At 39.7% G+C, this 21,655-nt stretch carries 17 protein-coding genes and 1 riboswitch; of the genes, 4 read left to right on the top strand and 13 right to left on the bottom strand.

Annotated elements, in window-relative coordinates; all coding sequences use genetic code 11:
• Positions 1-7: 7 nt before the first annotated feature.
• The 3 genes from AC106S_RS06375 to tsaE all read right to left on the bottom strand — a co-directional run bounded on the left by AC106S_RS06375 (position 8) and on the right by tsaE (position 2,050).
• The gene (locus AC106S_RS06375) at positions 8-379 is read right to left on the bottom strand and encodes a hypothetical protein (RefSeq protein ID WP_482438247.1); all 372 of its coding nucleotides are present in this window, start codon (positions 377-379) and stop codon (positions 8-10) included.
• Complete coding sequence (locus tag AC106S_RS06370) at positions 379-1,572, bottom strand: alanine dehydrogenase (RefSeq protein WP_153394414.1); 1,194 nt, start codon at positions 1,570-1,572, stop codon at positions 379-381. The genes AC106S_RS06375 and AC106S_RS06370 overlap by 1 nt, the downstream gene beginning before the upstream one ends.
• Positions 1,573-1,642: 70 nt before the next feature.
• Positions 1,643-2,050 (bottom strand): tRNA (adenosine(37)-N6)-threonylcarbamoyltransferase complex ATPase subunit type 1 TsaE, encoded by a 408-nt coding sequence (tsaE, locus tag AC106S_RS06365; RefSeq protein WP_482438246.1) that lies wholly within the window; start codon positions 2,048-2,050, stop codon positions 1,643-1,645.
• Between the two features lie 210 nt (positions 2,051-2,260).
• Here tsaE and dnaG point away from each other — a divergent pair, with 210 nt between their 5' ends.
• Both dnaG and clpP read left to right on the top strand, forming a co-directional pair.
• Complete coding sequence (gene dnaG, locus AC106S_RS06360) at positions 2,261-4,243, top strand: DNA primase (RefSeq protein WP_482438245.1); 1,983 nt, start codon at positions 2,261-2,263, stop codon at positions 4,241-4,243.
• Positions 4,244-4,364: 121 nt separating this feature from the next.
• Positions 4,365-5,051, top strand: coding sequence for an ATP-dependent Clp endopeptidase proteolytic subunit ClpP (gene clpP, locus AC106S_RS06355; RefSeq protein WP_050021502.1), 687 nt, complete (start codon positions 4,365-4,367; stop codon positions 5,049-5,051).
• Between the two features lie 217 nt (positions 5,052-5,268).
• Here the strand turns inward: clpP and AC106S_RS06350 are convergent, their stop codons facing one another.
• Complete coding sequence (locus AC106S_RS06350; RefSeq protein WP_482438244.1) at positions 5,269-6,393, bottom strand: T9SS type A sorting domain-containing protein; 1,125 nt, start codon at positions 6,391-6,393, stop codon at positions 5,269-5,271.
• Between the two features lie 80 nt (positions 6,394-6,473).
• A riboswitch (cobalamin riboswitch) is annotated at positions 6,474-6,664 on the bottom strand.
• Between the two features lie 247 nt (positions 6,665-6,911).
• On the opposite strand from AC106S_RS06350, the gene AC106S_RS06345 reads away from it, so the two are divergent.
• Positions 6,912-8,174: an esterase-like activity of phytase family protein gene (locus tag AC106S_RS06345; RefSeq protein WP_482438243.1), complete on the top strand. Its 1,263-nt coding sequence runs from the start codon at positions 6,912-6,914 to the stop codon at positions 8,172-8,174.
• Between the two features lie 241 nt (positions 8,175-8,415).
• On the opposite strand, the gene tpiA is transcribed toward AC106S_RS06345, so the two are convergent.
• The 5 genes from tpiA to AC106S_RS06320 form a co-directional block, all read right to left on the bottom strand.
• Positions 8,416-9,174 carry a triose-phosphate isomerase gene (gene tpiA, locus AC106S_RS06340; RefSeq protein ID WP_482438242.1) on the bottom strand — a complete coding sequence of 253 codons (759 nt, stop codon included), beginning with the start codon at positions 9,172-9,174 and terminating at the stop codon, positions 8,416-8,418.
• Positions 9,175-9,246: 72 nt separating this feature from the next.
• The gene (locus AC106S_RS06335) at positions 9,247-11,370 is read right to left on the bottom strand and encodes a S9 family peptidase (protein WP_482438241.1); all 2,124 of its coding nucleotides are present in this window, start codon (positions 11,368-11,370) and stop codon (positions 9,247-9,249) included.
• Positions 11,371-11,397: 27 nt separating this feature from the next.
• Positions 11,398-11,748: a TerB family tellurite resistance protein gene (locus AC106S_RS06330; RefSeq protein ID WP_482438240.1), complete on the bottom strand. Its 351-nt coding sequence runs from the start codon at positions 11,746-11,748 to the stop codon at positions 11,398-11,400.
• Between the two features lie 128 nt (positions 11,749-11,876).
• A complete protein-coding gene (locus AC106S_RS06325) occupies positions 11,877-12,989 on the bottom strand; it encodes a BT_3928 family protein (RefSeq protein WP_482438239.1) in 1,113 nt (370 codons plus the stop codon).
• Positions 12,990-12,995: 6 nt separating this feature from the next.
• Complete coding sequence (locus AC106S_RS06320; RefSeq protein WP_482438238.1) at positions 12,996-13,559, bottom strand: DUF1599 domain-containing protein; 564 nt, start codon at positions 13,557-13,559, stop codon at positions 12,996-12,998.
• Positions 13,560-13,835: 276 nt separating this feature from the next.
• Between AC106S_RS06320 and folP the strand changes: the two genes are divergently transcribed.
• Entirely contained in the window at positions 13,836-14,702 is an 867-nt protein-coding gene (gene folP, locus AC106S_RS06315) for a dihydropteroate synthase (protein WP_482438237.1), read from the top strand.
• Between the two features lie 465 nt (positions 14,703-15,167).
• Here the strand turns inward: folP and AC106S_RS06310 are convergent, their stop codons facing one another.
• From AC106S_RS06310 to AC106S_RS06295, 4 genes are all read right to left on the bottom strand, one after another.
• Positions 15,168-15,404 (bottom strand): hypothetical protein, encoded by a 237-nt coding sequence (locus tag AC106S_RS06310; RefSeq protein ID WP_482438236.1) that lies wholly within the window; start codon positions 15,402-15,404, stop codon positions 15,168-15,170.
• Positions 15,405-15,419: 15 nt separating this feature from the next.
• Complete coding sequence (locus AC106S_RS06305; RefSeq protein ID WP_482438235.1) at positions 15,420-17,834, bottom strand: hypothetical protein; 2,415 nt, start codon at positions 17,832-17,834, stop codon at positions 15,420-15,422.
• Positions 17,835-17,997: 163 nt separating this feature from the next.
• The gene (locus tag AC106S_RS06300) at positions 17,998-19,812 is read right to left on the bottom strand and encodes a cytochrome-c peroxidase (RefSeq protein WP_482438234.1); all 1,815 of its coding nucleotides are present in this window, start codon (positions 19,810-19,812) and stop codon (positions 17,998-18,000) included.
• 66 nt (positions 19,813-19,878) lie between these two features.
• Positions 19,879-21,366 (bottom strand): alkaline phosphatase PhoX, encoded by a 1,488-nt coding sequence (locus AC106S_RS06295; RefSeq protein ID WP_482438233.1) that lies wholly within the window; start codon positions 21,364-21,366, stop codon positions 19,879-19,881.
• Between the last annotated feature and the right edge of the window lie 289 nt (positions 21,367-21,655).

Below are 21,655 nucleotides of genomic sequence, written 5' to 3'. Positions count from 1 at the left end.
AAAAGGATTATCTGATTTTTTTCAGGCTGTTCAGTGTAGCACTTTCCTCGCATTTTTCAAAAGTGATCTCATAGAGCGGATTCTTTTCAGGGTAGGTGAGTACATAATCCGGGCATGGTTTTTTCTGTGCGTGGCTTCTGTCGAAATCAATCTTTCCTTTGGTAATGATGCTGTCTTTCAGGAATTTTTCATCGATTTTATGCGTATTCATTTCAGTTTTAAAACCTTCAGAATATTTAAAGTCTTTGGACAGGGTTTCTGCAATTACACGGCTGTTCGGCAGATAACCGCTGCAGCTTGCTCCTTTTTTGTTTAATATAAAGAATACGATAATGAGCCCCGGAACAAGGCCTATTAAGTAGAATTTCAGTTTTTTCATTAGAAAATTAAAAGATTGATATCGTGGTAGGTCAGTCCGAAACGGTCGCAGATGATCTTTTTCGTATGCCTTCCCTTGTACATGTATAAGCTCTGCTTCATTTCATTTTTACGGATCAGCATATTTTCAAAACCGCCTTCTTCGTCATAGTTAAGGATGTAGGAAAGGAAGAAATTGGAGATCGCTTTCGTGGTGGTTCTCGGCATCCTGGAGGTAAGGTTCGGAAGTCCGCAGTGGATGACACCGTGCTTGATGATATAAGGATCTTCCATCGTTGTCAGTTCGGAAGTTTCGATCACTTTGCCGTTGTCGATGGTAATGTCAATAATAACACTGCCTTTCTTCATGTTCATCACCATATCTTCGGTAACGATAGGTGTCATATTCAGTCTTGGAAGGGCCCCGATTACAACATCGGCACGTCTTAGGCTTTTGCTGAGTTCTTTAGGATCAATGATAGAAGTGGGAACCCTGCTGTCCACAAGGGTATGAAGTCTTCTCAGTTTTGAAAGGGAATTATCAAAAACCCTCACACTGGCACCTAATCCGATGGCTGCTTTGGTAGCAAATTCACCTACGATTCCGGCTCCCAGAATAACGACTTCCGCAGGTCTTACTCCTGTGATTCCTCCCAGCATTAAGCCGTTAGAAAGAGCAAGCAGCTCCGATGCATATAAAATAGAAACAGTTCCTGCAATTTCGCCGACCAGTCTTACTAAAGCCAGCTGTTTATATTCGTCTACAATAAATTCAAAAGCAATGGCATTGATCTTTTTCTCTGCCAGTTTTAAGAAATAATCTTTATCTCTCAGGTTGATCTGAAGTGCTGAAACCAGATAGGTATTAGGCTTCATATAATCAATTTCATCCTCAGTAGGAGGGTTAATCTTCAGGATAAGATCCTGCCCGAATGCCTCTTTCGGATCATTGGTAACCCTTGCTCCGGATTCAGAATACTGAAGGTCTGTAAAAAAAGAACCTTCCCCGGCACCGGCTTCTATAATGATTTCGTGGCCGTGTTCTACCAATACCTGTACCGCGTCAGGAGTAATGCAGGTCCTTCTTTCATTAAGACAGGTCTCTTTAGGAATTCCAATACTGAATTGCTTTCCTTTTTTTATAACCTCCAGCTTTTCCTCTTTCGGCATCAGCTCTTCTTCAGTGAAAGGAGTAAAAATATTTGTAGTACTCATTCTTTAAATTAAATTAGGTCTTACAGATCGTTATTTTACCATTGAATTAATAAGCAAAGATACACAATATTTAATCGAATGTGATTTCTCTTTCATCACCTGTATTGATGATGCTCATTGTGTGGTAATTAAGCCCGTAAAGCTCTTCTTCATACACTTCCGGCCACTCAATGATGCACAGGAAAGCATTATCCAGATACTCTTCGATGCCGATATCATATACTTCCTCAATGTTTTTCAGGCGGTAAAGGTCGAAATGGTAGATTTTTCCTTTCGGAGTGTTGTATTCATTCACGATAGAATAGGTAGGTGAATTAACTTCATCATTACTTCCCAGATTTTTAAGCAGAAACTGAGTGAAAGTGGTTTTTCCTGCTCCCAGATTTCCCTTTAAAAGAAAGATATTGTGCTTTAATTCAGGAATAATGGTATCAACAATTTTCTGCCAGTCTTCAATGGTATGTATGGTATAATTCATGATGGATTTAAATTTAAAAATACAGGTTAACCTGACCCTGCAAATTTAATTCTAAATTACCAGCAAAACAAAAACCGGCCTGAAAATACTTCAGACCGGTTCTCCTATGAAAGTTGTAAAATTATTTTTTAATCACTTAGTGGATTTGTGGTCCCGTATTACTTTCCGGGGAAGTTTTTTTTCTTCAAACTAAATATTTAATTTTACACTATGATTTCCAAGCAGACCATAGATAAAATTTTCTCAACGATACGGGTAGAAGAGATAGTGGGAGAGTACGTGCAGTTGAAGAGAGCAGGGTCTAACTTCAAAGGGCTCAGTCCTTTTCACGATGAAAAGACTCCCAGTTTTGTAGTTTCTGCCAGTAAGCAGATCTGGAAGGATTTCTCTACCGGAAAAGGAGGAACGGCCATTTCTTTCCTGATGGAGATCGAAAATTTCACCTATCCTGAAGCACTTCGCCACGCCGCTAAAAAATACGGAATTGAGATTGAAGAAGACCAGCGTGAATTTTCCGAAGAAGCTAAAAACGCCCAGTCGGAAAGGGATCAGCTGTATAAGATCCATGAAGTGGCGAATGCCTATTTTCAGGATATACTCTGGGACTCTGAGGAAGGGAAAAGCATTGGCCTGTCCTATTTCAGGGAACGTGAGTTAAAAGATGATACAATCCGGAAATTTCAGCTGGGATATTCCCCGGAAAAGAAAAATGCATTTACCGCTTATGCGCTGGAAAAAGGATATACCAAAGAAATTCTTGAAAAATCAGGACTTTCCATTTTCCCGGAAAATACACCTGCAGGAGTTGACCGTTTCCGGGAAAGGGTTATTTTCCCGATTCACAGTTTTTCCGGAAGGGTACTGGGATTTGGGGCCAGAATTTTAAAGAATAACGTTAAAACCGCCAAATACCTCAACTCGCCGGAAACGGAGATTTATCACAAATCCAATGTCCTTTACGGTCTGAATCAGAGTAAGCAGGCTATTTCAAGGAAAAACGTCTGTCTTCTGGTGGAAGGATATATGGATGTGATCTCACTTCATATGTCCGGGATAGAAAACGTAGTGGCCAGTTCCGGAACCTCTCTGACGACTGAACAGATCAAGCTGATCAAAAGACTTACGGAAAACGTAACGATCCTCTTTGATGGCGATAATGCCGGAATAAAAGCGAGTTTCAGAAGTATCGATATGCTTCTGACCGAAGGAATGAACATCAGGGTCCTTTTGTTTCCGGAAGGAGACGACCCCGATTCTTTTGCCAGAAAGCATCCTCAGGAATATGTAGAAAAGTTCATCGAAAATGAAGCGATGGATTTCATCGACTTCAAAGCAGAGATTCTCCTGAAAGATGCCGGAAATGATCCCATTAAAAAAGCTGAAGCGATACGGAATATCGTAAAATCGGTTTCCTTTGTACAGAATGCCCTGAAAAGAGAGGTTTATCTGAAAGAGGTTTCCAATAAATTCGGATTATCTGAGCAGAGCCTGTTCAATGAGCTGGATGTACAGAAGCAGATTTCCCAGAATCAGAATCAGCATGTTCAGCAGCAGAAGGAAAAGGCAGTTCCCAAAATGGAAATTGTGCCTCCTGATGAGGAAAAAAGTGATCCCTTTCTCTTTGATGTTCTGTTTATGGAGAATAAACTGGTAGATCATATGCTGATGTTCGGAGATGTTGTTTTAAAAAGAAGAGATGATAAAAATGATGAATATCAGATCACGGTGATTGAAGAAATTCTCCATCATTTTGAAGACGAACAGTATGAGTTTCTGGTAAAAAGTAATGAATTGATCATCAATCAGGTAAGGGAAGGTATTCAGAAAGATGAGCTGAGGAGCGGAAACTTTTTTGTATCCTTTATGGATGAAGAGATCACCTCTAAAGTTGTAGATGCGCTGATGCCCCTGGATGATCTTGAAAACTGGGCCTCCAGGAATATTTATCCTCCCAATTACGGCGACAAAATTGCTGACCAGGTAAGAGGTGATGTCCTGCTTCATAAATACAGGTATATTGATTATTTAATAAAACAAACGGCCAATGAGCTTGACCGGTTCAACAGTACGGATGAAACAAAATATTTTGAGCTCATCAAAAAGATCACGTTACTGAAACAGGCTTCCATGAAATTAAGTGAAATTATAGAGTATTCCCCGATCAAAGGAATTTACGGAAACAGAAGAAAATAGCAGGACTTCGGATTTTAGAATATAGAATTGACATTCTGTGACAAAAAGTCCTATAAAATTTTAGGAATAAAAGTTGTAATTTAAACTTTGAAAAAATAGTATAATAATACATAATAGAAATATGGACATTAAAAAAGAATTCAGAGATTTCTCTGTAAAACATTTAGGAAATAACGGTCTGGTTACCGATCAGTATATGGGAATGTATGGTCCAACCAATCTTACACCGTACATCATGGAGGAAAGAAGATTAAACGTTGCTCAGATGGACGTATTTTCACGTCTGATGATGGACAGAATCATTTTCCTGGGAACAGGGATTGATGATCAGGTGGCCAACATCGTAACGGCACAGCTTTTATTCCTTGAAAGTGCAGATCCTTCAAAAGATATCCAGATTTATATCAACTCGCCGGGCGGAAGCGTGTATGCAGGGTTAGGAATCTATGATACCATGCAGATCATCAAGCCTGATGTAGCAACCATCTGTACAGGAATGGCTGCTTCAATGGGAGCTGTTCTTCTTGTTGCCGGAGAAAAAGGAAAACGCTCCGCACTTAAGCATTCAAGAGTAATGATCCACCAGCCTTCAGGAGGTGCTCAGGGAGTTGCTTCGGATATGGAAATCAACCTTAGAGAGATGCTGAAACTGAAGCAGGAGCTTTATGAAATCATCGCTCACCATTCAGGGCAAACCTACGAATGGGTAGAGAAATCTTCCGACAGAGATTACTGGATGACTTCTGAAGAGGCTAAAGGCTACGGAATGGTAGACGAGGTTTTACAGAGATCAACAGAGAAAAAATAATTTTTCCTTATAAGGATGATAAAAAACGCACCAGCCCGGTGCGTTTTTTTGTCTTTATGTTGATTTTTTAATGTTTGTGCTGCTTTTAAACCTAGCAGGTCTCCGAGACCTGTTAGGTTTTTATCTAATCGCACTCATATACTTTTTATCATTATAATTTTAAAAGAATCTGTGTAACCTCCCCGATCTGTGAGGATAAAATATCCCACAATATGCATTATTTTTTAATCAACTTATGAACCGCTGTATTTTTTGAAGTTTTAATTTCCATCAGATAAATACCGGACTGTAAAGACTGAATATCGATTTTTGTAGCTTTTGAAGTAAGGACTTTCTGTCCTGAAACTCCATAAATATTTACTTCGATAATATTTTCAGCTGTTTCTATATGAATGAAATCACTGGCAGGGTTAGGATAAACTCTGAATGCTTTCTTCCGGATATCAGAAACCCCTAAAACTTCAAGTGATGCTTCGGTAGGCGTAAACGGTAATCTTTGTCCAAAGCTTAAACCCAGCCATTCATTATTGTTTAACTGAGTCTGTGACAAAGAAGCCTGACTTCTCCATGATGAAAGATCTTTTCCTTTGAAAAGCTTCCATGCATTATTTCCGGAAGATGTTCCTGAATGACTGTTTAAAGATAAAGAAGCAATCTGCCCTCCGTTGGAAGCGAAATTGAAATAGGAAGCTTGGGCCTGAATTTGCTGGAGGGCCTGTTCTGCGGTAATGCTTCCGTTATAGCGGATTCCGAAAACAAATGAATGGGCAGAACCGTTTGGACTGTTGGTTCCGAAATCGATAACCACAAGGCTTGAATTACTTCCCGTACCGATCCAATGGGTAATCTGCGATGCATTATACCAGGCAGAACTGTAAGCGGCTACCGGAGATGAGGGATGGGAAAGTGGAGGGGTATTATCAGTAAATCCATATCCAAAAGAAACTCCGTACCATTTTCCGTTCACGAGCGGATCTCCGTTTACCCCGTTATTAAGCGTCATATTTTCGGCAGACGGTCCTGACCATGTAGACCAGTAATCATCCAGGCTGGGTACGTGGTGGTTATAGTTCAGGCTGTAAAGGAATCCGGAGGGAATTTCCACTTCCATTTTAGGCTCTGCGGCGGCAATAGCGGTGATGAGGTCTTCCATGGTAAGATCATCCGAATCAAAACGGTATCCCCAGGCATAGGAAGAAGGATTGTCGTCATCATTGAAATCAGCAATGAGGTAGGCTTTTTTAGAACCGGTTCCTACCCAGAATTTAATGTCGTTTTCGGTGAACTGGGCCGACAGGAGCTGCATACAAAGCAGCAGGAAAAAAAAGTAGATTTTTTTCATGATATCATTAAATTAAAAGTTTTATTCCCGAAACTTTCCTTCAGAAAAAAAGAAATGAATGACTTCAGATACTCTGTTTCTGATGAATATGGAATAAGGCAGGTCTCCTGGCTCGCATCAGGAATACGCCTTCCCGGATTTTTGATCCAGTGGCACAGTATACTCCTGTTTAAACAGCTTACAGTTGCGGGTACAGCCCAAGAATTGAATATTCTTCTCACTTGGTTCCCTTTTAATGAACAATGGTTCAGCCTTAAACCGCTACAAATATAATATCTAAATTTTTGATGTCATTTTGTGAATTATTCTGATTTTTTAAATTTTGTTTAAAGATCAGGTCATTTTCGGTCTTATGACTTTTTTAATTCGATAAAGAATTCCGGAATATGATGTTTTATCCTGATATTTTTTGTGTTTAAAATAAATTAACCTTAAACCTTGATTGTTAAAATATACTTATTCTTGTATTCAAGATCAGTTTACAATCATTATCTATTTTCGCTGCCATAAAAGTAAACATGAAAAAACTGCTGATCTCTGCTTTGGCGCTTATTGCTATGGCATCATGTAAAGATGATGACCATGTAAGCGGCCAGGATATTAATTATTCCAGACTTCCTCAGGAATTTCCTTTTTCCAAACTGGCAACGGTAAATGGGGTAGATGTGATTAACGGAGGTTTTGGCTCCGGAGCAGCCGCCCACCCAGGCAGAAAAGGTGAATTCTATGTCATTACAGACCGCGGTCCCAATACCGACTATCTGAACGGGAAAAAATTTCCGGCTCCGGATTTCACGCCGACCATTATGCATTTTAAGATCAATACTGAAGGAAATATCGAGGTCATTAAATATATTAAACTTAAAAATCCTTCCGGCCAGCCCATCACAGGGCTTCCAAATCCCGCAGGAATGGGAAGTACAGGCGAAACCGCTTATGATGTAAACGGAAATGTTTTAGGAACGGATAATTACGGACTGGACAGCGAGAGCCTTGTTGCAGCAGCTGACGGTACCTTCTGGGTATCTGATGAGTATGGTCCGCATATCGTACATTACAGTGCTGAAGGAGTGGAAATGGAAAGAATCAGCCCGATAGGCGTTAATACAGGACCGAGAAAGCTGCCTGCTGTTTTAGCCAAAAGAAGAGCCAACAGGGGAATGGAAGGGCTCTGCATCACTCCGGACGGAAAAACGCTCGTAGGAACCATCCAGTCAATGATGTATGTTCCTACAAAGGCTTTGGCTACCAATACCACTTTAACGAGGATTGTTACATTCGATATTGCCACAGGAAAAACAAAACAGTTTTTATATAAACAGGATGGCGGAACTTCAGATTCTGTCTGCGATATAACCGCGATCAGCAACACGGAATTCCTGGTTATTGAAAGAGACGGAAACTTCGGTTCGCAGGGCGGCGTGAAAAAAGTATACAGGATCAGCCTGGCAGATGCTTCTGACGTAACCGGACCTGATGTGGCCGCTGTGGACGGAATGAAGATCAATAATAAAGCCCTGGAACAGTGTACATGGAACGAAATTACCACCGCCGGAATAAAACCGGTGTCCAAAACATTAGCCGCAGACCTGGTGGCCAAGCTGGGCTATGAACATGATAAGTTTGAAGGAATCGTTTATCTTGGAAATAATAAACTGGCTGTTTTCAATGATGACGATTTTGGAATCTTAGATGACGGAAACGGAAATCCGAAAGCCAAGATCCTTCCTAAAACCGGGAAAGTAGATAAGGGAACTATGTATATAGTCGATATTCAATAATTAGATTTTTTTAAAGAAAACGGCGGAATCGAAGATTCCGCCGTTTTTGTTGATGTATGTTGGTTAAGCTCAGTAGAAATGGATGTTATGGTTATTTTTCCTACGGATCACACAAATTTCACAGATGTTATCTGCTGTTTTTTGCATCGTTTGATCTGGTTAATCATAATCAATTCAATTGGGTCCGTTCACATATAAAAATAAACTCCATTGGCTTTAGCCAAAACCTGTTTTTATAATATTAATTGAAAGCCTCGATAATTTTAGAGAAATCCTCTAATTTTAAAGCAGCCCCTCCAATCAGTCCTCCGTCAATATCCGGCTGGGAGAAGATTTCTTTAGCATTATCCGGTTTTACAGAACCTCCGTAAAGGATAGAAACCTCATCGGCTACTTCCTGGCCATATTTTCCTGCAATAATGCTTCTGATGTGTGCATGAATTTCCTGAGCCTGCTCCGGTGTAGCCGTCTCTCCGGTTCCGATTGCCCAAACCGGTTCGTAAGCAATCACCACTTTTTTGATCTCGTCAGCAGAAAGCGTGAAAAGAGCTTCTTCAGTCTGGCTTTTTACCACATCAAAATGCTGGCCTGCTTTTCTCTGCTCCAGGGTTTCTCCGTTACAGTAAACAGGGATAAGACCTTTATCAAGCGCCAGTTTTACCTTTTTGTTGCAGCTTGCATCGGTTTCACCGTGGTACTGTCTTCTCTCGGAATGCCCGATCAGTGAACCGGTAGCATCAATAGATTCAAGCATATCCGCAGAAATTTCCCCGGTATAGGCACCGCTTTCGTGAGCGCTCATATCCTGGGAAAACACACCGATCTCATCTTTTTCAAAGATATCTTTTGCCATCATCAGGTATAAGGAAGGCGGAGCAATCCATATTTCACAGTTCGTGGCACTACTGTTTTTATAGCTCAGTAATTGAATCATTAACTGCTGTGCATCAATTACATTTTTGTTCATTTTCCAGTTTCCTGCAACTATTTTTCTTCTCATAGTTTTATATATTGATTTATTTACTATTATATTTTTCGCGCCGGTAAATCTCCATAATCTGCGGCAGCTTTCTTATTTATTAATCCCTTCCAGTTTAAACATAAACGCATACACCAGCGCAAGATCCTTCAGATAATCAAACCTTCCTGAGGCTCCGCCATGACCGTATTCCATATCGGTTTTTAAAAGAAGTACGTTTTTATCGGTTTTCATATCTCTCAGTTTGGCTACCCATTTGGCCGGCTCAAAATACTGTACCTGGGAATCGTGAAGGCCTGTGGTTACCAGAAGGTTCGGATAGTTCTTTTTTTCTATATTTTCATACGGTGAGTAAGATTTCATATAGAAGTAAGCGTCTTTGTTATTAGGATTTCCCCATTCGTCATATTCGTTGGTGGTAAGCGGAATGCTTTCATCAAGCATCGTGTTGACTACATCTACAAACGGAACCTGTGAAATTACTCCGTTCCATAAATTGGGTTTCATATTGACAATAGCTCCCATCAGCAAACCTCCGGCACTTCCTCCCTGGGCATACAGATGTTTAGGGGAGGTGTATTTTTCTTTAACCAGATATTCTCCGGCATCAATGAAATCGGTAAATGTATTTTTCTTTTTCATCATTTTTCCGTCTTCATACCATTGCCTTCCCATTTCCTGGCCGCCGCGGATGTGGGCAATCGCAAAAGCAAAACCTCTGTTTAAAAGACTCAGTCTTGTACTGCTGAAAGAGGCATCCATAGAGCTTCCGTAAGAACCATAGGCATAAAGCAGCAACGGACTGTTCCCGTCTTTTTTAAATCCTTTTTTATACACAATGGAAATTGGAATCCTGGTTCCGTCTTTTGCTGTGGCAAAAAGTCTTTCTGTGGTGTAATTGTCTTTATTGTAACCTCCCAGAACTTCCTGCTGTTTCAGAAGGGTTCTTTTTCCTGTTTTTAAATCCTGTTCAAACTGGGAAGAAGGCGTAATCATTGAAGTATAGGCGAAACGGAAGTTATCCGTATTGTATTCCGGATTTTCAGCTGCTGAAGCGGTATAAACGGGTTCATCAAATTTCAGCGGTTCTTTTTTACCTGTCTTTCTGTCGAAAACGATCAGCTGGGTTAGGCCGTTCTGCCTTTCACTGAAAACAAGATAGTTTTTAAAAGCACTTACACCCTGCATCAGGACATCATTTCTGTGCGGAATAAAGTCTTTCCAGTTTTCAACCCCTGTTTTATCCAGAGGAGTTTCGGCGATCTTGAAGTTCAGGGCATCTTTATTCGTTCTGATCAGAAATTTATCTTCCAGAGGCGTTACCGTATACAGAACATTTTTCATCCTGGGCTGGAAGACTTTGAAAGTTCCGTCCGGTTTATCAGCATTCAGGTATCTGGTTTCGGAAGAGGTCGTAGCTCCGGAATGAATCAGAATATATTTCTGGTTTTTAGACTTGTATACCGATATGAAATTCGTTTTGTCTTTTTCTTCATAAACCGTTACATCTTTGCCGGGATCTGTTCCTAAAGTATGTCTTTTGATTTTTTCAGACAGAAGGGTAACAGGGTTATTTTCTGTATAGAAAATGGTTTTGTTATCATTTCCCCATTCGGCAGAACCTCCTGTATTTTTAATGCCGAGATCTGTTGTTTTTCCTGTGGTGAGGTCCTTCAGAAACAATTTATACTGTCTTCTGGAAACGTCATCTACACCGTAAAGCAGTTTGGTGTTATCCGGGCTGATGCTGAATCCGGCAGCTGCAAAATAGGAATGTCCCTCTGCAAGCTGGTCTACATCCAGAACAATTTCTTCAGGAGCGTTAAGACTGCCTTTTTTCCTGCAGTATTTATAGTACTGTTTTCCGGCTTCCGTGCGCGTATAGTAATAATATCCGTTTCTGAAAACCGGTACAGATTCATCTTTCTCCTTGATCCTGGCTTTCATTTCCTGGAAAAGCTGTTCCCTGAAAGGTTCCGTATCTTTCATCATACCTTCCCAATAGGTGTTTTCTGCTTTCAGATAATCAACGACTCTGGTAGAATCTTTTCCTTTTTTGAAATAATCGATCATCCAGTAATACGGATCATTGACCCTATCACCGTGGATTTCGCGGATATGTTCCTGCTTTCCGGCAATAGGAGCCTTCAGGGCGGGGAATTTCTGAGCCTGCATACACGTACTTAATGCTAATATTCCTAAATAAAATTTTTTCACGGTATATTTTGTTTTTTTTGGATCAGTTTAAGCAATATTCCACAGGTTTTTCAGAAGCCTGTAAAAAGTATGCTCTTCATCGGTCACTTTATTGTCTGCTTTGATGAGTGTTTTGGCAAATTCAGCAAATTTTACACGCTCATCTTCTGTGGAATCGTCATGAAAGCATCTTGCATGGAATTCAAAATGGTCCTTCCATTCTTCCGGCTGTAATAAAGCAAGGGTTTCAAGCTCGTTATCAAGATTCATTCTGAACGGAAATTCATCTGCCAGATATTGCTGTACAAGCATTCCTTCTTCAGGAGCAAATTCTCCGTCTACTGAGGAAAGAATCATTAAAAGGTGATAACCGGCAATGGATTTATTTGATTTTTGCATTCTTAATGTATGTTTTTAATTTGATAATTGATTTTTATAGTGAAATGGGCAGTTTTGCTTCGCAGCTGAATAGTTAATTTATGAGAATAATTATTATTAAAATTCACTATTCATCATTGGCTGCTCTGTTATTTAATATAGTCTTTCGCTGGCTGTTTGTCTACGATTTTTCCTTTTTCCAGTATCAGTACGAAAGGGTTGCTTCGGGCAATGGTTTTGATTGCCGTTCCGTCCATCATGGTATTTTTAATGGTTTTAAAGGTGTCCGGAAGCGTAGAAACACCATAGATCACTGCTCCTTTTTGGGCATTCACCTTAGCTTCGGTTTTCTGAAGAAGATCTGCAGACAGGTCTTTAGGATGATAAGAGAAGATGAGAATGGCTTTGGGAGCATTGATGATTTCCTCGGTAAGTTCTATTCCGGAAGGATCATCAATCTTGAATTTTGCGATCTCGGATTTATAACCTTCTTTAATCAGAACAGATTTATTTTTTCCTTCCTCTATTTTCCACGGTGAACCTTCGGCCCAGTATTTTGTTTCTTTGATATAGTCGTCCTGGTCTACATTTACGGTCTCTCCAGTTTTCTGATTTTTAAGGGAATAGAAGGTTTTGTATTCAGACGGATTTTTATTAATCTTCTCTTTTTCAGCTTTGATGCTGGTTCCGATCTTATAATCACGGAAATCAATCATCGGTTCATGCATAATGCCCTGAGCCATAATGTAGATCATGATCAGAGAGAAGATTCCCAGAATATAATATTTAAATTTGCCGGAAGACTCCCGGGTATTGCTGCTGCCATACTCATCTTTCTTCCTGAATTCTTTTCTGTACAGGATAAACAGAAGGATCAGCCCTGCAAGAAGGACAATATCCTTAATGAAACTCTGCCACGGTGTAAATTTTACCGCATCCCCGAAACATCCGCAATCCGTTACTACATTGAAGTAAGCGGAGTAGAAAGTCAGGAATCCAAAGAAGATACAAAGGGCGATTAATGCCGAAAGGGTAAATTTTAGTTTTATCTTAAGCAGTAACATAAATCCCAGGAAAAGTTCCAGTACAACTACTACTATTGAAAACAGCAGTGCGAATTTTTCAAGGAAAGGCATATTGAAAACGGAAGGTGAAAAATATTCTTCCATTTTGAAGGAAAATCCTACCAGATCCACCGCCTTTACAAAACCTGAAAGGATGAAGATCACAGCAATAATAAAACGTAATAAACCTTTAAGCATATCAAATTATTTTTGGGGTTCAGAATTCATTTCTTTTTCAGAGAATTTGATGAGGCAGAAAACAGCGTAATTCAGCATGTCGAAATAGTTGGCATCCAGTCCTTCGGAAACAATGGTTTGTCCCTGATTATCCTCAATCTGTTTCGTTCTCAGTACTTTCTGATAAATAAGATCGGTAATGGAAGTGATCCGCATATCTCTCCATGCTTCACCATAATCATGGTTTTTTCTTTCCATTAAAGCCAGGGCCTCCTGAGCATATTGATCATAAAGAGACATAATCTCTTCCTTGTTTTCATTAAAATCATTGGAAAGACCTTTTTCAAGCTGGATCAGCCCGATGATGGAATAGTTGACGATAGCAATGAATTCTCCTTCTTCACTTTCATCCACCATTTTTTTATCAGTCATCTGAAGGGTACGGATTCTGTTGACTTTGATGTAAATCTGATCCGTAATAGAACTGGGCCTTAAAACCCTCCATGCTGCTCCGTAATCCTGTAATTTTTTGCTGAATAAATCACGGCATTCACTGATAACTTTCCCGAACTGTACTGATGTTTCTGACATAAATTCTCTTAATCTTTCAAATATACGAATTAGTTTTGGGTTTGAAAACGGAGAGGTTGGGAGAGTGGTGAGCGGAGGAGGATGGGTGCCGTTTTTAGAGTTCAAGGTTCAAAGTTTAAAGCTCAAGGATTTATAGGTGGATTTCCCTTTGATGATCATGAAGATTTATATTTCATATCTGGGAATCTATATGCATATTTTATAACAACAGATGGTCGTAAGGCTTTAAAATCACTATTTTTGCGGTACTAAAATCAAATATCAATCGTCGGCTCCATGTTCTCAGATACCCCCTTCCAGTCCTTACATTCCAAGACTTATTCCATCAATTGCAATGGCCGTTTGGTACAGCTTGATATCCCCAAAATTATGGGAATTCTGAACCTCACCCCGGATTCTTTTTCTGATGGCGGAACATTCAATAATGAAAAGTCAGCCCTGAAACATACGGAAAAACTCCTGAAAGAAGGCGCTTCTATTATTGATCTGGGACCGCAGTCTACCCGCCCGAATGCTGAATTTCTGACCAGTGATGAAGAAATTGCAAGGCTGGGAAATATTATTTCCATGATCAAAAGAGAGTTCCCGGAAGCGTTGATTTCGCTGGATACATTTTATTCGGAAACCGTAAAATTTGGTTTTAATGAAGGTATTGATTTGATTAATGATATTTCCGGCGGCCAGTATGATGAAAAAATGTTCGATACAGCCGCTGAGACCGGGCTTCCGTATATTCTGATGCACATTAATCCGTCCTATGAAACCATGCATGATAAGATTAAATATGAAGATATCACCCTGGAAGTAAACCGCTATTTTTCACAAAAAACAAATGAACTGCTTCAGAAAGGAGTAAAAGATATTATCCTTGATCCCGGGTTCGGATTTGGAAAAACCGTGGATGACCAGATGAAAATGATCGGGGAAACGGAATATCTCGGATTTGAAAGATTTCCACTGCTGATAGGGATTTCCAGAAAATCGTTTATCTATAAGCCTCTAGGGAAATTACCAATGGATATTAATGAAGAAACCCAGAAACTTCACCGGAAAGTTTTGGAACAGGGTGCTAAAATTTTAAGGGTACACGATGTGGCTGAAGCTAAAAAAACGGTGGATGAGTTTTTGAGAAATCAATCGTAGTGTATGAGTACGCTTAATAAAAACCTAACAGGTCTCCAAGACCTGTTAGGTTTATAAAAATCAGCATAAAGTTTTAAAATTCAACGGTGTGTATCGAAAAAAGCATCCCGCTACTTAAATTTATCGTTACACAAAGTCTTCTGATGTAGTGTAATGCTTTGAAAAAGTTTAAAAATATACTCCAAAGTCAGGAGACGTCAGAGAGCTGAAAATTATAATGATAAAACGTGTATGAGTATGCTTAAATAAAAACCTAACAGGTCTTGGAGACCTGTTAGGTTTATAAAAAACAGCACAAAGCTTTAAAATTCAACGGTGTATATCGAAAAAAACATCCTGCTACTTAAATTTATCGTTGCACAAAGTCTTCTGATGTAGTGCAATGCTTTGAAAAAGTTTAAAAATATACTCCAAAATCAGGAGACTTCAGAGAGCGGAGAGCGGGCTTCAGAGAGCTGGCTAATTTTAATTCAGTTCAGCCAGTTTATCTGCAAACTGTTTAGAAAATTCTTTTCTGTCTTCTTCCAGTTTTTCCTGTGTTGAAGGCAGAACATAATTGAATAGGATTTTATCTTCCCGGTCTAAAAAGATGATTTCTTTTTCATTTCCGTCGATCATCTGAGAGAAAATGGCCCACATGGAAGTGTCTTTTAATTTTAATAATTCAAAAAACTGTTCTGCTTTTATTTCTATTGACTGCATATTCGTTATGTATATTTAAAATTCTAATAATTTCAGCTTGAACTGGATAGCGAAGTTCTGTTTAAAATTCGGAGTGGTGTAGTAGCCGACTCTGTAAAACAATCCTAAATTAAAGTAACTGGATAAAAAGTTGTTCCATTCCAGCCCGACTTCCTGATACAGATGATCCAATTTTCTGAATCTGAACTGGTGATATTCGGGATGTTTCATATCTCCGATGGTCCCTCGCAGTACAAAATCAAAACTGGAAATATTCTGCCCGAAACTTTTGAAATAAAGGGGGAGTTTGTGAGTGAAATAGTACGCTATAAATTTATCATTGTAGTATTTTCCGCCTTCCAGTGTGGCAAAACCGAGATAAGAGGTGAGGTTGAAATTGAAATCCTTTCTTGGAGATGCCAGTCCGTTCATTGTAAAATGTTTCCAGATCGGGGCTTCCCCCAAAACAATTCCTCCATACAGCCTGAAACCTGTTGTTCCCAGCATGGTTTTAAAATTATGAACAAACAGGGCATCGAAACGGGTATAGTTAAAATCTCCGCCCAATGCTTTATAGCTCTGTTCATAATTCAGATACAATTCAGGATATTTCTGGTCAATAATAGATTTTCCCTGAGGGGTCATAATATTCGTGGAATTCGGAGAATACTTTAAGGTGAATAAGGTGTTGAAATTATCAAATGCAGCCCCTCTTCCTCTGAATGCATAGTCGAATTTAGCTTCCTCGATATTTCTTTTGACGGCAAAAACAAGGGTTAAACCATTGGTGACATCATTCAGGTAAGACAGGGAAGCTCCCTTAAAGTGATAATACTTATCGTTGTTGATGTTGTTTCCATAGTTCATTGTTCTCATCTTGAAGTTCCACAATCTTCTGTAAAATTCTCCGGAAGCTGTTACATCATTATAATATTCAATTCTGAAGAATGAATTTTTATCCAGTGTGGTTTTCATATCCAGCCCGATTCCGTATTTCCATTTATCGTCTTTAAAACCATAGGCAAAATAATAATCCGGGGAAAAATAAGGATTGAAAGTTTCATTCAGCTTGGCTTTCAGCCCAAGCCTGAATCCTTCATATAAGTTGTAATTCACGATTTCATCCACTGCAAAATCTACAATTCCCGCTCTAATCTGTCCGTTAATGAGCCCGGTCAGAATTCTGGCCTTGCTGTCAATATTGTATTTTCTGCCCAGGCTGTCGATTGTGGTGTAGGTATTGCGTTCTCTTTCCGTTAAAGGATCTGTTCTGTATCGGTCGAGCAGTTTTCCGTCTGCATTTTTCACTGAGAATGTATAGCCTTTGAAGTCTTTGGGGTCTTCCTCAACCGGCGATTTGAAATCGAAATATTTTGAAGTAAGATAAGCATAGGTCCCGAAACTTCTGCGGTCTTTTTTTTCCGGGTTATTTTCAGGATTTTCTTTATCATCCTCTTCCATAGCCATCTTACTCATCCGGAGTTTTACCTTTTCCTGGGCGAGGAACCATTTGTTGTTGTAAAAAATCCAGGTACTCGTAATAATTCCGTCGTTTTTATTTTTGCTGAAATTTTCGATCTTCTGTATTCCGTAAGTTTCGGTATCTACGTAGATCGCGCCGTTGTACTTTCGTTTTTTATCCTGTTTTTTGTAGTTTACTTCGCGGAATTTGATTACGAAAGTTTTTCTTCCGTCCACTTCAATAGTATCCGAGAGGAAGAACCTGTACAGTCCTCTGTTTTCCTGTTTGATCTGGTTCGGGACCTTATCCCTGTTGCTCTGCTGGAGGGCGATCATTTCATAGATGGGCTGTTTAAGGCCGGAAATCCTGTTGTCCAGGATATTAATCTTTTCACCGTATTTTTTTGAGTAGACGAACTCCTGGGCTCTTTCCCACAGAAAGAGTTTGCTTTTGGAAAATATCTGTCTTGCAGATATATTACTTAATGAATCTTTTTCTCTTTTCCTTTTGAAAAGTCTGGCGTCATCAAAAAATTTATTGAATTGGGTGATGCTGTCTTCATCAATATCCAGGGAAACCTTTTCATAAGATTTGAAAGAGTAGGATCCCAGGCTTTTCGGTGAATTGTCTTTAAACATTTTATTCACCTTTTTAAGGATTTCCAAAGCCCGCGGATCGCTTTTATCTTCAATCACCACCTCTTCAATAGATGTGGTTTTGGGCATTTTCTTCGATAGGGAGATTTCCATGTCATTTTCCACGGTAGCCATTTCCTTCTGATAACGTTCAGCTTCAACCTCAACATTATTGCAGGCGGCGGTAAATTCGAGAATTCCCTGAACATTGGTATAGCCGAGAATTTTGCCTCCGCAGGATACTTTTGCATTGGATACAGGCTTTCGGTCAGTTTCATCAATGACAGTAATCTTTGATTGTGAATAACCAAAGAAATACATCAGAAAAAACAGTAATACTAAAAACCTTTTCATGCGAAAACTATTTCAAAAATAGTAATATTTCTCCTTTTGAAAAAGTTTTTATGATTTGTTATGACATTGATTTACGCTATGTTTCCGATCGTTAAAACCATTTGGATATTAAGCATTCATATAGTAAAATCTCTGTTAAATCCGCAACGGATTCCCTGTGTTTTTACCGGTCATTTAAAGCGTTCATAAAATCAATAATCTGATCCGTTTCCTGATCCGTAAGATTCAGAGGTGTATCCGAAAGTGTCTGATTTTCTACTTTGAATCCGAAACCTTTTCCTCCGCCTTTGTTATAGAAATTCATCACTTCTTTTAATGTCCTATAACCTCCGTTATGCATATAAGGAGCTGTTTTACTGATGTTTCTTAATGTAGGTGTTTTGAAGGAATGCTGAAGAGATACCACTGTCTGATGGAATTTTCCTCTGCCCGGATCCTGGTCAAACGTTTTGTTGTTACCATTCACTGCTGTTCCCAATACTTCCTGTTCTGTTTTTTTGAAATTCGGAGGAACCGTTCCATTGAATAATGGCAAAAAATGGCAGATTGCGCACTGGGCTTTTCCAACAAAAAGATTAAAGCCCTGTTTCTGATTTTCGGTCATGGCTGATTGAGTTCCTCTCATATATTCATCAAAATCTGAGTTGAACCGGGCCAATGAACGGATATAGCTTGCCAGCAGGTTCTGCAGCTGCCAGGTTTCTGCTTTGGGAGTTCTGTATATTTTTTTGAATTCGGGAAGGTATTTGGGATCTTTGTTGATTTTTCCGAGAATCACATTCAGGTCACCATGCATTTCTTCTTTGTTGGAGATCACATCAGAACTCTGCCCTTCCAGATCATCTTTTCGCATATCCCAGAACTGACCGTGCTGGAAGCCTGCATAATTAAGTGAAGGAGCGTTTCTCTGTAATTCGGAATTGGCCAGGGACATTGATTTCGGCAGTCCGTCGGTAAAAGCCTTCTCAGGAATATGGCAGGTGGAACAGCTTCTGTCATTATTATCGGAAAGGATTTTATCATTAAAAAGCTGTTTGCCTAAAGCAGCTTTGGCTTCTGAATAGGCAAACTCTTTTCCGGGAGTAAAGGCGTTCGGATCAAATGCGTTTTCAGAATAAAAAGTAGCTGCATTTTTACCCAGTGCTGAAGTGACTTCTATATTAGGGATGTTTTCCTGTTTTTTGAATTCAAGCATCAGTGATGAAATTCTGTTCAGGTGATCCGGAATAAAATTCACATAATCAAACGTATTTTTATCTGTATTTTTCTTCAGTACGGCAATGGCTGAATCTATAACGGTATTGAGTTCTTTTAAAGAGTTGTTTCTGGAATGTTCCGTGGAAATCTGCTGTAATGTCAACCGGATTCCTTCCAGAGCATAAGGCATTTCTTTTAAAAATGTTCCTGAAACCGGAGTGTCGAATCCGGAGATTCCCAAACTCGAAATTCTGAATATCTCCTGCCGTACAGCATCGAAAACCTGGTCTTTACTGATGGAGATTGCCTGGAAGTTGGCTTTTACCGTATTGCTTTTGTTGGTCAGCTTTTTCAGGAGGCGAACCGTTTCTTCTTTATTTTCTGCTGTGTAAGGATAAAAGAGTTCCTCCAGTACCTGAAGTCCTTCAGGTTCCAGCTCTGTATGTTCGTCCATTTCAATTTCCGGAAGGGCGGGACCGTTAATAAACCTTGCAGAATGGGGGAGAAAATATTCTACTGCCCATTCCATTTTTTTATAGGTTTTTCTGAGTGTTTCAAATTTTTCCTGAAGTCTTTTCTCGTCGGCATTTTGGGTAACAAGTGTCAGCAGTTCACCGATCTGTTGTTCAAAATCTGCATTGGTTTTCAGGATTTCACTTTTTACAGAAGACAGGTCTTCATTTACCGGCTGATGCTTATCATTTTTGCACTGCCAGAGTATAAAAAAGATAAGAGTAACCGATAGGGTAAGAAGAACAGGATATTTGGAAAGGATTTTCATAGGTATGAAAAAGTACCAACGGAAGGTGTTCCGCTGATACTTCGATTTTTATTGAATAGGTTAAAATTATTTCTCTACGTTTCTGATGATGACGATCTGCCCGCCTTCTTTGTTGGTATTGACTCCTGCTCCGTCGGCATTTTTGAACTGATCTTTCTGCCATGTGTGGGAGTGGATATTGACTGCGAAGGTATTCGGAAGCCCGATAATGTCTGAGATATCTACCATCGCACCAAATTCCCATGAACCGAATTTCTGCAGGTTCCCGGACTGGTTGTAGGCCGTCTGCCACGCTGAGTCTGTTCTGTTGTGCTTCATATTCAGCCACGGTTTGTATTGTTTGGTAGCGATATTCAGCTGCCAGATGTAAGAATCGTGAGCGGCGGCTGTATAATAGGAATCACCGTCTTCCTGGATGTAAACATAGTTTTCCGTTACACAAAGGTTATCCGGATTGATCAGGTTATTCCCCGGGTTGGAATCTCCTTCTGCCACCACTTCCAGTTTTCCTGCCAGCATATTGCTTTCATTCAGAACTAATTTATACACTCTTCCCCACATCGTTAGTCCCGGTTTTGGATTAACCCCGTCTGAAGACTCCCCGGTAGCGGTAAAGTAGATTTCTCGTCCTTTTCCGGCACCTTTTCGGTAATCTACATCTTCCACTCTTGAAAAACGGATGGCATTATTGTCTATATTCTTTTGGTTGATCTGTGCACCTGTAAGGTTTTTGGCATTAGGGATTTCCACGAATTCCACATCGTAAGAGCTTCCTTTTACCATATCGGTTTCCGTATAGTTGTTGTTGGTTCTTTTTAAAGCATATAGTTTTCCGTTATCCAGATCACCCGGAGTATTGGAAACATACATGATCAGCTGTCCGGCAGACTGGTGTGATGAAGAGTAAGACTGATCTTCACCAATCATGATATAGGTTTTACCTCCTGAAATATCTTTAGGAAGGGGAACTGCATTTTCCATAGAAGCCTTTCCCAAAGCCGGTTTTACCCTGCTCTGATCGGAAGCCTGGGAAGCAGGAGCCAATGGATTAAGCGCATGAACCATACTTTCTTCACCGGATTCACCGGCAGTAAGGAAGGCACTGAAGCCATGAGTTTCCGGAGTTGCCAGCGTGGCAGAACATAATCTCGTCATCCCGCCGATTCCGTTCAGGATATATTCTCCCTTGAAGGGTCTGAATGCTTTATCGAGGTAAACTCTTGATACAGATTGTGTAATTTCGTGGTTGGTGATCATCAGATAACCTTCGGAATTGGGATCTTTCATAATTCCCATTCCGTCCGGCTGGCCTGCAAAAACAAAGCCGGGAGATCCGGGAAGAACATCGGAACTTGAAATCAGGGTGGTGATGTTCAGGTTTTCAAAGCCGGGCATTCCGTAAACGAAAGCGGGTTCTTTGGAGAAGTTTTCAATTTTAATGTTGGGATTTATAGGTCCGTTTCCTTCTGCCGGGTTACCTTCATTATCATCGTTACATCCCTGAAATACGGAAGCTGCAAGCAATAAAGCCCCAAGAGTTCTGTTCATTTTCATAATTACTTTTTTGAATTTCGATCTGAAGCAAAACTAGAGGTCTATTGTGAATTGTATTTTAAGAAGAGAAAACCATTAGTTTAAGTTTACCTGATGTTTTGTTAAGGTAAAGTCAATAATTAGAACAGTTATAAATAAGGTTGTTTAAACTTTTTGATTAAAAAGATCATGTACAGTTGAGGTGTTTTCTCACGCAAAGTTTATGATTAACATTGTTGATTCTAGGGAGCAAAGAATAGAATCAATTTCATTGATTCGTTGAAGCGTATGGATAAGCATACCGCTTCAT

It is taken from the genome of Chryseobacterium sp. FR054 (assembly GCF_056844565.1).
The sequence above is the reverse complement of the archived record's forward strand: the minus strand, read 5'-3'. Positions and strand labels throughout refer to the sequence as shown.

Coding starts and splice junctions, on each gene's coding strand:
- AC106S_RS06375 (WP_482438247.1), bottom strand. CDS start 379: ATGAAAAAACTGAAATTCTACTTAATAGGCCTTGTTCCGGGGCTCATT.
- AC106S_RS06370 (WP_153394414.1), bottom strand. CDS start 1,572: ATGAGTACTACAAATATTTTTACTCCTTTCACTGAAGAAGAGCTGATG.
- tsaE (WP_482438246.1), bottom strand. CDS start 2,050: ATGAATTATACCATACATACCATTGAAGACTGGCAGAAAATTGTTGAT.
- dnaG (WP_482438245.1), top strand. CDS start 2,261: ATGATTTCCAAGCAGACCATAGATAAAATTTTCTCAACGATACGGGTA.
- clpP (WP_050021502.1), top strand. CDS start 4,365: ATGGACATTAAAAAAGAATTCAGAGATTTCTCTGTAAAACATTTAGGA.
- AC106S_RS06350 (WP_482438244.1), bottom strand. CDS start 6,393: ATGAAAAAAATCTACTTTTTTTTCCTGCTGCTTTGTATGCAGCTCCTG.
- AC106S_RS06345 (WP_482438243.1), top strand. CDS start 6,912: ATGAAAAAACTGCTGATCTCTGCTTTGGCGCTTATTGCTATGGCATCA.
- tpiA (WP_482438242.1), bottom strand. CDS start 9,174: ATGAGAAGAAAAATAGTTGCAGGAAACTGGAAAATGAACAAAAATGTA.
- AC106S_RS06330 (WP_482438240.1), bottom strand. CDS start 11,748: ATGCAAAAATCAAATAAATCCATTGCCGGTTATCACCTTTTAATGATT.
- AC106S_RS06325 (WP_482438239.1), bottom strand. CDS start 12,989: ATGCTTAAAGGTTTATTACGTTTTATTATTGCTGTGATCTTCATCCTT.
- AC106S_RS06320 (WP_482438238.1), bottom strand. CDS start 13,559: ATGTCAGAAACATCAGTACAGTTCGGGAAAGTTATCAGTGAATGCCGT.
- folP (WP_482438237.1), top strand. CDS start 13,836: ATGTTCTCAGATACCCCCTTCCAGTCCTTACATTCCAAGACTTATTCC.
- AC106S_RS06310 (WP_482438236.1), bottom strand. CDS start 15,404: ATGCAGTCAATAGAAATAAAAGCAGAACAGTTTTTTGAATTATTAAAA.
- AC106S_RS06305 (WP_482438235.1), bottom strand. CDS start 17,834: ATGAAAAGGTTTTTAGTATTACTGTTTTTTCTGATGTATTTCTTTGGT.
- AC106S_RS06300 (WP_482438234.1), bottom strand. CDS start 19,812: ATGAAAATCCTTTCCAAATATCCTGTTCTTCTTACCCTATCGGTTACT.
- AC106S_RS06295 (WP_482438233.1), bottom strand. CDS start 21,366: ATGAAAATGAACAGAACTCTTGGGGCTTTATTGCTTGCAGCTTCCGTA.